Source organism: Celerinatantimonas marina, from assembly GCF_046054165.1.
Classification (GTDB): domain Bacteria; phylum Pseudomonadota; class Gammaproteobacteria; order Enterobacterales; family Celerinatantimonadaceae; genus Celerinatantimonas.
This window is the reverse complement of record NZ_JBFNXK010000013.1, coordinates 86473-99254: the sequence shown is the minus strand read 5'-3', so window position 1 is coordinate 99254 and position 12782 is coordinate 86473. Positions and strand designations below refer to the sequence as shown.

Here is a 12782-nt window from a genome sequence, read left to right as displayed (position 1 = left end):
CTTATACGCAGAGGAGAATAAGCGGCGCTCAGAGGCACCGCTGGTTGATGATTGGCTATTGATTCTCTGTTGCAAGTTTAGCGGTAACGACATTATTTTCGGTATTTTCGGTAACGGCATCACTACTTTTGAGTAGACTAAACAGAATGATTGCACCGATGATATCGAAGATAGAAAGTAGCGCAAATAATGGGCTAAAACCGATCACTTCACATAAAGCTCCCACAACTAAGGCAAAGAGAGTGCTGGCCGTCCAAGCTGCCATTCCGGTAAAACCATTCGCGGTTGCGACTTCACTGGGGTCGAATACATCAGATGACAATGTGATCAGTGCGCCAGAGAGAGATTGATGAGCAAAGCCTCCGATACAGAGAAGGGCAATGGCTACATAAGGATTACCAAATACACCAATCAATCCAGGGCCAATCATTAGTAGAGCACCTAAACCAACGACCATTTTGCGGGAAACGATCAGATTTACTTTAAAGACTTTCTGGAAAAAAACGGGCATGTATCCACCGAGGATACAACCAAAGTCAGCGAAAACCATCGGCATCCAGGCAAAAATAGCGATCTGTTTCAGATTAAATCCATAAGTAATCGACATAAATAGTGGGATCCACGCATTGAAGGTTCCCCAAGCCGGTTCAGCGAGAAAACGCGGAAGGGCAATACCCCAGAATTTTTTCTGACTAATGAGTTCGAGAATATGAACTTTTTCATGTTTCACTGATTTGGGTTGGCCTGAAAAAATGTATTCCTTTTCTTCATCCGACAAATGTTTTTGTTTAGTTGGATGAAAATAAGCAAATATCCACAGGATGACCCACGCCACTGAAAGTAAACCGACAATTACAAATGCCAGGCGCCAGCTTTTATACATGATCGCCCAAACCACGATAGGCGGTGCAAACACGGCACCGATTGAAGAGCCGACGTTAAAGTAACCGACAGCGATGGAACGTTCTTTCGCTGGGAACCATTCTGTAGAAGCCTTTAGTCCGGATGGGATCATCGCACTTTCACAGAATCCCCCAAGACCACGAGCTACGGCCAGTCCCCCCCAGCCTCCGGTAAACGATGCGCAGATTGCAAAGATCCCCCAAAGTGCAGCAAAAATACCGTATCCGATTTTAGTCCCCAGCGTATCCACGATAAAGCCAGTGATCGGTTGGGCCACGGTATAACAGGCTGAAAAGGCGGCAATAATATAGGAATATTGCTGAGTTGATATATGTAGCTCAGTCTCCAAAGTTGGGGCTGCGGCTGCAATGGTATTGCGGGTGAGGTAACAAAGAATAGTTCCTAATGTAACCAGACCGATCATGTACCAACGCATACCTCTAACTTTACGCATGATGACTCCTGTTATTTATCTTTAATGTTAAATTTGGTGTTAAATTTGGCAAGAAAATGAAGATGGATAGATGCTATGGAGTAAACCTGGAAGACCTCTCTACATCCATACCAATCCTGAAAACATGTAATACCAATTCAAACTATTGGTATGAATTGTTGATCTTATTGGTATGCTATAAATATGATCAAAATCAAACTGTTTAAGATAATTGAACCTGATTGAATTGAATATGTGATCTGTATCTCGTATTTATGGTTAAACCATCCCATAAATGTGATTACGATTCATATATGGTTAAATTTTATATTTTTTTGTTCGTGTACGAAATATTTAGGATGATTTAAAATATTAAAAATAATTGGTATGCCAAGTAAATTGGTTAAAGTGATAATAATGATAAAAAATAGTAACAAACAATCATTAAATTCCAGGTATTTTGTGAATCAAATTTAAATTAAAATAATTCAGTATGGATGTGATTTTATATATAAAATTATTGGGATGGTTTATAGCTATTAAATAATGTGTAGATAACTGAACTAATTGAAGAGAATGGATTATTTAGTTGGATAGCCAATTCTTAAATTCATTGTACCAATCCTATGCATAAGCCTTGTCATGGCTTGGTCGTGTATTGTTTGTATAGGCGATAATTCAGATTGAGTTATTTTTTATTTTATCTATCAATAGTTAATATTTAGTTATATATCAATATATTGGATATAAAACATTCTGCTGGGAAAGCGGGATGAAGACTTACTGATTCAATGAATTCATAAGATTTAAAGTAAAGCTTATTTATATAAAAGGTGTACTTAAGTCCACCACTTAAAGTTTTTTAAGATACTCAAACTAGTTCTAATGTGATCTAGCTCTCTATTTTGTATAAAAAAGAAAGGATTCACAAAGATCACTCTTTTTTTGTGATGGTTCTCAACTTCAATATATATCATACCAATTATAGTTGCCCCCGTTAATTTGTTAGACAGGACGTTCCCATCGGGGATCTAGTCTTTGACTCTATCTCTATCACTCTACAACTCATGGGGTATTAGTTTTATGAAATGGAAAATGAAAACACTGTCTCTTAGTGTGTTAATGGCTGCACCACTGGTTTTATCCAGTTTATCTGCTCAGGCTGTCACACTAAAACTTGCACATAACTTACAAAGTAACCATGTGGTAGCGGTGACTCTTAAACACATGGCTGAACAGGTCCAAAAAGAAACGGACGGTAAAGTCAAAATTCGCATCTATGGCGATAGCCAGATGGGCGGCCCTCGGCAGACTCTGGAAATGATGCAGCAGGGCGCTCTGTCTATGACCAAAATCAGTGGTAGTGAGCTAGAACCATTTGAACCTGTGTTCTCTATTTTCAGTCTGCCTTATCTGTTCCGCGATCAGGATCACTTCAATAAAGTAGTTTATGGTCCAATCGGTCATGAACTGGAACAGCTGACTAAATCTAAAGGTTTTGTGCTGATTGCGGCATATGAAGCAGGAACTCGTAGTTTCTATGCGAAAAAACCAATCCGTACCCCAGACGATTTGAAAGGTATGAAAGTACGAGTGATTTCAACACCAACAACTAACAAAATGATTGAGTTGATGGGGGGATCTCCAGCACCTATTCAGTTCGGTGAAGTTTATACCGCTCTGCAGCAAGGTGTGGTTGATGCCGCAGAAAACAACATTCCGTCATATGTTCAGACTCGTCACGTAGAAATTGCTAAATATTATTCTCAGGATAGCCACACAGCGGTACCTGACTATCTGGCCATTTCAAATATGGCTTGGGATAAGTTAACTGAAAAACAGCAGCAAATTTTGATGAAAGCCGCTCGTGATTCAGAAAAATATGAACAACAACTGTGGGAAGCGCAGGTTAAAAAATCTCGTGCTGAAGCAGAAAAAATGGGCGCTACTTTTGTAACCGTCGATAAAGCTTCTTTCCGAAAAGCCGTTCAGCCTTTATGGGATCAATTCCGTAAAGATCCAGCTAAAGATGCTTGGTTGGAAAAAATCGAAAACGTTAAATAAAACACCTTGGCCGGAGTGTGAACTCCGGCTGTCAGGAGACTTTTCCTATGCGTCTGGACACGTTTAAAAAACCGGTTGATAGCGTTGTCGCTGCGATCTGTATTGTTGTTATGGCCTCTTTGGTTATTTGTGTGGTGTGGCAGGTTTTTAGCCGCTGGGTTTTGAATGCGCCTAGTACTTTTACCGATGAAATTGCCCGCTTTAGCATGATTTGGGTGGGGTTATTAGGCGCCGCTTATACCGTGGGAGCACAGCGGCACTTGGCTATCGACCTCTTTATTGCTCATCTGACAGGGACAAAAGCTCGGGTGGCAACGATTTATACCAACCTCTGTATTTTAGCATTCTCAGCGAGTGCCATGATTTGGGGGGGGATCCACTTGGCAACGCGTGTTTATCAAAGTGGTCAGGTATCACCTGCAATGCAGGTCCCAATGGCTTATGTATATGTAGTTTTACCACTGAGCGGCATCATTATGGCGTTTTACAGTGTGTTGTTTATCGGTGATGCAATTGTTCATTTCCATGATGAACCTGAACAGAAGTTACCAGAGGAGAATAACTAATGGATATGGAATGGTTGACCGCTCTGGTCATGTTCGGGAGCTTCTTTATCCTGGTATTTAGTGGCGTTCCAATTTCGTTCTCAATCGGGATTGCTTCGTTATTATCGGGTTTTACCTTATTACCACCATCAGTTGCACTGGCTATTTTAGGTCAGAAAATTGCGACTGGGTTGGATAGCTTCTCACTGCTGGCTATCCCGTTCTTCATCCTTGCCGGGATTTTGATGAACAGTGGGGGGATTGCCCAAAGGTTGATTAACTTCTCGCAGATCTTGGTTGGACGGATGCCGGGTTCTCTGGGGCACGTCAATGTGATGGCCAACATGATGTTTGGTTCTATCTCGGGTTCTGCGGTTGCCGCTTGTGCTGCTGTGGGTGGAACCATGGCTCCAATGCAGAAAAAAGCTGGTTTCCCTGCACCTTATTCGGCAGCGATTAACGTAACGTCATGTATTACTGGGTTATTGATCCCGCCATCCAACGTACTGATTGTATATGCATTGACTGCGGGGGGCTTGTCTGTTGCCGCCTTGTTTATGGCTGGTTATCTGCCTGGGATTTTGATGGGGCTGGCCGTTATGGTGGTTGGTGCGGTAATTGCGAAAAAACGTAACTACCCATTAGCGCCACGTCCAACTTTCAAAATGGCGATCAAAGCGTTTTTTGATGCGTTACCAAGTATGCTGCTGGTTGTCGTCGTTATGGGCGGTATCTTAGGTGGTGTGTTCACTGCAACTGAAGCATCTGCGATTGCTGTAGTGTATACCTTTGTTTTGTCGGTATTTATCTACCGCGAGATTAAATTGCCACAGTTACCAAAAATTCTGCTTGAATCTGTGGTTATGACGTCTATCGTGCTGTTGTTGATTGGTGTTTCTGTCGGTATGTCATGGGTTATGACGGATGCGGAGATCCCTGATACAATTGCTGAAGCTTTGTTATCTGTCTCAAATAATCCATTTGTCATCCTGTTGATGATCAATATTATTCTGTTGATTGTCGGTGTGTTCATGGATATGACCCCTGCTGTATTGATCTTTACCCCAATTTTCTTGCCTATCGCAACTAAAATTGGTATGGATCCAGTGCATTTCGGGATCATGATGGTTGTGAACTTATGTATCGGGTTGTGTACACCTCCAGTTGGAAGTGCGTTGTTTGTCGGTTGTTCTGTTGCTAATTTGAAAATTCAGCAATTGATTAAGCCTATGCTTCCGTTCTTCGTTTCGCTGTTGGTGGCATTAATGCTAATTACATATATCCCTCAGATTAGCTTGTTCCTACCACGGTTATTTGGTCTTTATTAAGCAAAAATGGGATGGCACAATTGCCATCCCAATATGAGCGTGTCGATTGTCAGTTGATCTGATGCCGTAAGATGTTTTTTAGCAGGACGATATCATTGTGAATAATATGACTGTGGAGTCTTTTGAACCCAAACGATTGTATCAGCGTATAGCCGCTGAATTGAAGGCTCAGATTCATCGAGGGCAATATCGTGTAGGAGATCGGTTACCGGCTGAACGTCTTATTGCAGAAGAGATGGATGTGAGTCGCACGGTTGTGCGCGAAGCGATCATTATGCTTGAAGTCGAAGGATTTGTGGAGGTCCGTAAAGGTTCGGGGATCCATATTATTTCAGCCGTAGCGACCAATGAATCGCAGCTTCAGGATAGTGATGCTCAGCATGAAGTTATTACGGCAGGTCCGTTTGAATTGCTTCAGGCTCGTCAGCTGCTAGAAAGTAATATTGCTGAGTTTGCGGCAACGCAGGTGACCAAACAGGATATTATGGAGTTGTCTCAGTTACTTGAGCAAGGGCGCCATGAAGACCGTGCACGAGATTCAGAATGGGATAAAAAATTCCATATTCAAGTGGCCCGAGCGACTCAGAACTCGGTGTTAGTTATGGTCCTTGAAAATCTCTGGGTGCATCGGGAACAGAATCCGTATTGGCAGAAATTGCATTCACATATTGATGACGAAGCGTTAAATAGCTGGAGTAGTGATCATGAACAGATCCTGCGGGCGTTAACTCGAAAAGATCCTCAAAGCGCGAAACTGGCAATGTGGCAGCACTTAGAAAACACCAAACGTATGTTATTTGAAGCGACTAACTTCGATGACAATATGAACGATGATCGCTACCTTTTTGCTGAAAATCCAGTCATTCATCTAGATCGTGCCGATTCTTAAGTTAAGGTTATTATAGGATTCTTTGTCGTCAGTTTTGCCATCGAATTTCTATTAAATGCCTCTCGGGAGAGTCTGAGGGAGATAAACGATTTATTGGCTAGGGGCTATTTTTATCACTTCATCGTATAGACTCATTAAAAGTGACGTAGCCCCTAAAACTTAAGCTTTAAGATTGTCCGGATAGTTGGCGGGAAGTTCACTCGGAGGGCAATTGATCACATCCTCATTATTTTCACCGCAATCCCGAATCAGGGTAATCGTTGCAAATTCATCAATCACTTCTGTGGGATAAGCGGGACCTTCGGCGCGATACGCTTCCATTTGCGGAATGTGTTCGTTCTGGAAGCAGACGGTTTTGCCTGGATTGTTCATGATCCAGCGAGGGAAGAAAATCGTCCCATGGAATACTTTATCTGCTAAGTTCGCTATAAGACTGACATCAGTGCCGGTGGGTTCTGTCCAAGACATTTTATAGACATCGCTGGCCACTCGAACCAGCGCAATTTTTTGGTCTTTAACCCAACGTCCACCCACGAGACCACTATGGATTCGATAGTCTGCAGTGTGATCGTTTTTGACATAAAATTCATAAATCCAACCATTATCATAGGTATAAACTAGATGTTTACCAACGATGCCGCTTAAATCTTCTTTACTAAACATGAGTGACTCCTGCTTTTGTGAATGTGCATAGAGTATATATCTTCCATTTTTTTATAAAAAACGTTAAATTTAAATAAAATCAATAAAAAATATTTATATGTTTAAAAGCTCATTGGAACAGTGGGTCTTGCTGAAAAGTGTCGTTGAGCTTGGCAGCATGGCGAAAGCAGCCCAGTTACATCATCGTAGTCAGCCTGCGATCAGTTATCAGATTAACCAATTACAGGAACGATTGGGGGTTACGCTGGTGGTTTTACAAGGACGGCGACTAGTGCTGACGGATATTGGAAAAGAATTACTGGAACAAGCGAATTTATTACTGAGTAGTTGGCAGGATTTGGAGTTAAAAGCTTCGGCTCGAGCAGCAGGAGAGCGTTCTGTCGTGAGTCTGGTGGTGGATAGTATTTTCCCTAGATCCTTGTTGTTCGAGGGGTTACGGCGATTTAATCAGCTTTTCCCGCAGACGCAAGTTCATATTAAAGAGATTGTTCGAGATGAAGGACTGCAACAAATTGAACGGCAGATGGGGGATCTGTATCTTGTCAGTGTTCCCGAAAGTTATCCGATTGAAAAACGCTGGATTATGGATATTCGATTTGTGTTGGTGGCGAAAAGCGATCACCCTATATTCAAATTGCCGCCATCGCTTCGTTCCCGGCAGTTGGTCCGTTATCCGCTTATTCAGGTCGTTGATAAGGATAATCAACTGCTGAATAAATATAAAAAAGAATATTTGGAATCATGGTATTTCACTTCGGTTGAATCGGCCATTGATGCCGTTGAACATCAGTTGGGCTATGGCTGGTTGCCCCAACGGAATATTGAACCGCTGCTGCAATCAGGGCAGTTACAGACCATTGACGATGGGTATCACCCGGAGCGGGTCACCTCGTTGTTTTTAGTCTCCAGTGATGCGGCTCGTCATGATTCAACCGTCGAAGCACTACGCACGGAGCTGTTTAATATGGCTCGTCAATCTTAATTAAACGATTCAGGAATCGGACGTGGGTTGATATAAGATTTGAGAATGCCCCAGAATAGGCGCAAAATGTTGCGAACATGATATTAAAACGTTATAAATTATATGAGTAGTGTCTTTGTTGAGAAATATAAACCTGTCATTGAACAACGAATTGAACAATCCGTATCGATGACGACGAAAGTCGTTTTTCCCAATAATATTAATCATCATTTGACCCTATTTGGCGGTGTGGCCATGGCATGGATGGATGAAATTTCATTTATCACAGCCACTCGCTTTTGTCGGAAAACTCTGGTGACGGTGTCCACCGAGCGTATTAATTTTAAAAAACCGATCCCTTCTGGCACGATTGTTCAGTTAACCGGTAAAGTCAGTCGGGTTGGGAATACCAGCTTGACCGTTGACATTACTATTGATGTTGAACAAATGCATGAGGACCAACGCCATCAGGTCATCGCCGGTCAGTTTAATTTTGTGGCCGTTGATGATGACGGTCATCCGGTACCGCTCTTTGACGAAGCTTTTCTCATCGAGGCCATGAAACATTTACCAGCATAATTTGTGAAGGTGTCACAGGACCACCTCTTGAAGAGGTGGTCGAGGCTAATACATCTTTAACTCATCGTTTCGGGTCGCTATTTGTGGCAGAAGATGCGGCCCTCCGAATGAGCACCTACTTCAAGGGACAACTGGTCCGCAGACTGGAAGGCTTTGAGCAATGATGAATCCGTTTAGTCCCACATCAATGACGTTAAGAACCGAGCCGTTTGGCCAGTTGATAGTGACGTCTTATAAGTCATCGTTTTAGTCATGAACACACTCTAAGGCTTGGTCTGGTTCATAGAAAATAGTAATCCGATAGTCTGACCTAAAACCGAATATTTTTATCCGCTGTGGTTCTGGGGCATTGATAGATAACTCATATTTCTTTTCTTTTTCGAAAGCAAATCTTTTGGTTACTGCTACGCTTAATTTTGATTGATTTGTTTTTTAGGGGAGAGAACTCCGAGTGAGCAACGATGCCGCAATGCCTACTTTACCCGCTAATCGTTTCGCAATCATGATTATCGCCTGTACCGTCATTGGCGTTGCAGGGCTGATTTGTCTGAGTATTGCTGATTTCAGTTGGGGATTTTTGATGATTTGGGGCTTGGTTATCGTGCTATTAGTCGCATGGTGTGTCAGCCGCTTTATTACGAGTTATCGACAACATTGGGAATCATTGCAGCAGCCCACACAAGAGTTGATCGATGATCAGCCATTGCTGAATGAATTAGTCAAATTACTGCCCATGTTAAAAGAAATTTTGACATCCAGCCGCAATGATATGGAATCATCCGTCACCAATGTGACCCATCGGTTTGAAGAAATTGTTCGCGAACTTGAAGAGGTGACCGCAGGGCACAATGAAAACGAACTCGACCAGCGCGCTATTTTAGCTCAGAAAGTCAGTGATATGGCGCGAACTTCTTTTGCCGATCAAAAACGGGCTCTTGAAGATTCTGATGATCACGATCAGCAGACCGTCACTGCTATTGAAAAGCTGAATCAACAGATGCACACCATTGAACAGACTTCTATGGATGTTCAAAAGATTGCTGAGCAGATTAATTTACTCGCCTTGAATGCGGCGATTGAAGCGGCTCGGGCTGGGGAACAAGGGCGAGGATTTGCCGTAGTGGCCGATGAAGTTCGCACGCTTGCATCTCGTTCGGCACAGACCGGCGATAAAATTAGCCAATCAATTGAACAGTTTAGTGCTGAGTTGGATGCTGTCGTAGGATCCGTTCAGTCTTCTTTTAAATTTACCCATGAACAGCGGCTTCGGCATGAGGAAACCATTCAAAATACGCTCAATCAATTGGATGAGCAGATGGGGCTTATGACCGAAGAAACCCGATTGTTAATTCACCAGCGACAGGAGGTCAGTCAACGTATTTCATCGGTGATCGTCAGTTTGCAATTTCAGGATCGACTATGCCAGATCATGGATCACGTTGGGCAACATTTGGATGAGATCGTCAGTGTGATCGATTGCCGTCAGGCCGATCCTCGAGATTATTCGAATCGAGCCGGACAGTTAGTTGAGCATATGCAACATCGTTCAACAACGGATATAGAACGACATATATACAGTGGTGGGACAGGACCATTGCCATCAGATCTAGCACGTTCGGCTGTGGCCAGCGATGATCTGGAATTTTTTTAAGAAGGAGGGATGATGTCAAAGAGCATACTCGTAATTGATGATTCAGCATCTGTCCGTCAGGTCGTCGGCATGGCTCTGCGAGGAGCCGGACATGAAGTCTGTGAGGCTGTGGATGGCCAAGATGCCCTTAAAAAATTAGATGGTCGTAAATTTCATCTGATTGTTTGTGATGTCAATATGCCGAATATGGATGGAATTAGCTTTTTAAAAGCAATTAAGCAAAAACCAACCTATAAATTCACCCCTATTTTAATGTTAACGACTGAGTCGGGAGCCGATAAAAAAGCTGAGGGGAAAGCCGCCGGGGCGAAAGCTTGGCTAGTTAAACCGTTTAAGCCAGATGTATTGCTTAATGCAGTGACTAAACTGACTTAATGGGGTTTTGCTCATGAGTGATTTAAATTCAGTCAAACAGTGGCGGGCCCCGGATGCGCTGACGATCTATGAAGTTCAGGAGATCGGCGCTCATTGGATCGATGAAAGCCAGTGGTTATGTAGTTGGCAGTTTGATCTGGCAGCAACGGCTGAAATTGATAGTTGTGGTGTTCAGCTACTGCTCTATTTACAGCGTTGTTTAAAAGAACATGATCAGCAATTGTGGCTATATAACGTACAAGATGATGTATTAGCTGCATTAAAACTGATGGGACTCGAAAAAGTATTGCGTTTTGAGGGGGCGGGACATGAATGACGCCGTCGATATTTTCCGTCAGGAAGCTGCCGAGCATTTAGATACGCTGGAAGAAGCATTGCTGGAGCTGGAGGAACATCCCGAAGATCCAGAGCAGATCAATTTGGCATTTCGAGCGATGCACACGATCAAAGGTGCCGCCGGAATGGTGGGATTTGATCATCTTTCCAGTTTTACTCACCACCTTGAGTCTTTTTTTGATCGCGCCCGAAATGGTGACTTCACGTTAAAACCCGCGATGATTTCACTGATTTTGGAGTGTCGCGATCATATTCAACAACTGTTGGATGATCCTAGTCCGGATGAAGTTTTGCAGCAGATGAGTCAGGAACTGGAAAAACGGCTACAGCAATTCTCTCCGTCATCCACCCCGACGAAGAAAACCGCTTCAGTACAACCTGAAAAGGATCTCCAATCGGATTCATCAAGATGTTGGCGGATCCAAATGATACCGAATGCATTAGCTTTTCAGGATGGTATGGATTGTCTCCCTCTGTTGCGGGAGCTGGATGGCTTAGGTGAAATGGATGTCTTTACCCGAGTTAGGGAAGTGTCCCCGGAGCAGTTTGATCCGTTGTCGAGTTATCTGGAGATTCTGGTCTTGATCCGTACCAGTGTTCCTCAGGAAACACTGGAAGATGTCTTTATTTTTGTGAGTGATGACTGGGATGTCACCATTGATGAACTGCATGTGACCGAAGAGGCCCGTTTCGGAGACATTGTGGTCGAAAAAGGCTGGATTACGGCCAGTGAGATTGAACGATTATTGCAAAATCGACCTCGTGTTGGTGAAGTGTTGCAATCAGCCGGCATCTTAAAACCGAATCAGGTCGAATCGGTTTTGGCTGAGCAGCAGTTTATGCATAAGCAGGCTAAGAAAAAAGCACCTGAAGAACAGATTGTGAAAGTGCCATCCGGGAAGCTGGATATGCTGATGAACCTGATCGGGGAGTTAGTGATCGTGCAAGCTCGCTTAAACGAGTTGGCTCGGGTAGAACACTGTGAACAGTTGAATACGCTAGCCGAAGAGTTGTCGCTTCTCGGGTCTGAACTGCGGGATACGGCTTTTGACATTCGAATGTTGCCCATCGGTTCAACTTTTGCCCGTTTTCGGCGGTTGGTTCGTGATTTAGGCAAAGAGTTGGATAAAGAAGTTCAACTGGAAACAGAAGGCGCTGAAACTGAACTCGACAAGATGGTGTTGGATAAGCTGGGTGATCCATTGGTGCATCTGTTACGAAACAGTATGGATCACGGGATTGAACATCCGGCCGAGCGAATGGCCGCGGGTAAACCGGTTAAAGGGACAATCTTGCTGAGTGCTGCACATCACGATGGACAGATCCTGATCACGATTAAAGATGATGGTGCGGGATTAAATGCTGACAAAATTCAGAAGAAAGCTCGCCAAAAAGGGCTGATTAGTGCTTCTCAGGAACTGGAACCCGCCCAGATCTACCAACTTATATTTGAACCAGGCTTTTCAACGGCGGAAAAAGTTTCAGACGTATCAGGCCGTGGTGTCGGGATGGATGTGGTTCGAACATCGATTGAAATGTTACAGGGACGTGTTGATATCGATAGCCAGCCGGGGCAGGGCACCACGATTACGATTTATTTACCAATGACCTTAGCCATCATTGAAGGCTTGATGGTTAGAGTCTCTAGGGAACATTACATTATTCCGCTTTCAGTTGTTGAAGAGTGTATTGAAACGTCTTCCAAAGAGCAGACGACTTCAGATGGGGCTCGTCTGGTTGAAAATCGGGGACAGTTAACCCCCTGTGTTCGGTTACGGGAGTTGTTTGATGTGGATGGGCATCAGCCTGATATTGAACAAACAGTAATTACCCATGCGGGAAAAGAGCGATTAGGGATTACGGTCGATGAGGTTGTTGGGCAGTATCAAACCGTGATTAAAAGCCTGAGCCGTCTGTATCAGCACATACCAGGGCTGATGGGGGCGACCATTTTAGGAAATGGCGATGTGGCGATGATTTTGGACATTAATAAATTAGTGGCCGAAGCCAAGCCGTTAAGAGAATCGATGCCAATCATGAGTAGGTAGGTCTAAC

General features: G+C 43.5%; 12 protein-coding genes. 10 read left to right on the top strand and 2 right to left on the bottom strand.

Annotation, left to right across the window (positions count from 1 at the left end; translation table 11 throughout):
- Window positions 1-55: 55 nt before the first annotated feature.
- Window positions 56-1357 carry an MFS transporter gene (locus tag ABUE20_RS14280; RefSeq protein ID WP_408620615.1) on the bottom strand — a complete coding sequence of 434 codons (1302 nt, stop codon included), beginning with the start codon at window positions 1355-1357 and terminating at the stop codon, window positions 56-58.
- A 1074-nt stretch (window positions 1358-2431) separates the two neighbouring features.
- On the opposite strand from ABUE20_RS14280, the gene ABUE20_RS14275 reads away from it, so the two are divergent.
- From ABUE20_RS14275 to exuR, 4 genes are all read left to right on the top strand, one after another.
- On the top strand, window positions 2432-3400 hold the full coding sequence (locus tag ABUE20_RS14275; RefSeq protein ID WP_408620614.1) for a TRAP transporter substrate-binding protein: 969 nt from the start codon (window positions 2432-2434) through the stop codon (window positions 3398-3400).
- Window positions 3401-3447: 47 nt separating this feature from the next.
- On the top strand, window positions 3448-3966 hold the full coding sequence (locus tag ABUE20_RS14270) for a TRAP transporter small permease (protein ID WP_408620613.1): 519 nt from the start codon (window positions 3448-3450) through the stop codon (window positions 3964-3966).
- A 5-nt stretch (window positions 3967-3971) separates the two neighbouring features.
- Window positions 3972-5273 carry a TRAP transporter large permease gene (locus ABUE20_RS14265; protein ID WP_408620650.1) on the top strand — a complete coding sequence of 434 codons (1302 nt, stop codon included), beginning with the start codon at window positions 3972-3974 and terminating at the stop codon, window positions 5271-5273.
- A 106-nt stretch (window positions 5274-5379) separates the two neighbouring features.
- Complete coding sequence (exuR, locus tag ABUE20_RS14260) at window positions 5380-6162, top strand: transcriptional regulator ExuR (protein WP_408620649.1); 783 nt, start codon at window positions 5380-5382, stop codon at window positions 6160-6162.
- Between the two features lie 159 nt (window positions 6163-6321).
- Here the strand turns inward: exuR and ABUE20_RS14255 are convergent, their stop codons facing one another.
- Window positions 6322-6825, bottom strand: coding sequence for a phenolic acid decarboxylase (locus tag ABUE20_RS14255; RefSeq protein ID WP_408620612.1), 504 nt, complete (start codon window positions 6823-6825; stop codon window positions 6322-6324).
- A 97-nt stretch (window positions 6826-6922) separates the two neighbouring features.
- On the opposite strand from ABUE20_RS14255, the gene ABUE20_RS14250 reads away from it, so the two are divergent.
- The 6 genes from ABUE20_RS14250 to ABUE20_RS14225 all read left to right on the top strand — a co-directional run bounded on the left by ABUE20_RS14250 (window position 6923) and on the right by ABUE20_RS14225 (window position 12775).
- Entirely contained in the window at window positions 6923-7807 is an 885-nt protein-coding gene (locus ABUE20_RS14250; protein WP_408620611.1) for a LysR family transcriptional regulator, read from the top strand.
- Between the two features lie 102 nt (window positions 7808-7909).
- Complete coding sequence (locus ABUE20_RS14245; protein ID WP_408620610.1) at window positions 7910-8365, top strand: acyl-CoA thioesterase; 456 nt, start codon at window positions 7910-7912, stop codon at window positions 8363-8365.
- A gap of 469 nt (window positions 8366-8834) precedes the next feature.
- A complete protein-coding gene (locus tag ABUE20_RS14240; protein WP_408620648.1) occupies window positions 8835-10016 on the top strand; it encodes a methyl-accepting chemotaxis protein in 1182 nt (393 codons plus the stop codon).
- A gap of 12 nt (window positions 10017-10028) precedes the next feature.
- The gene (locus tag ABUE20_RS14235; protein ID WP_408620609.1) at window positions 10029-10391 is read left to right on the top strand and encodes a response regulator; all 363 of its coding nucleotides are present in this window, start codon (window positions 10029-10031) and stop codon (window positions 10389-10391) included.
- Between the two features lie 13 nt (window positions 10392-10404).
- Complete coding sequence (locus ABUE20_RS14230; protein WP_408620608.1) at window positions 10405-10707, top strand: STAS domain-containing protein; 303 nt, start codon at window positions 10405-10407, stop codon at window positions 10705-10707.
- Window positions 10700-12775: a chemotaxis protein CheA gene (locus tag ABUE20_RS14225; RefSeq protein ID WP_408620607.1), complete on the top strand. Its 2076-nt coding sequence runs from the start codon at window positions 10700-10702 to the stop codon at window positions 12773-12775. The genes ABUE20_RS14230 and ABUE20_RS14225 overlap by 8 nt, the downstream gene beginning before the upstream one ends.
- Window positions 12776-12782: the final 7 nt, after the last annotated feature.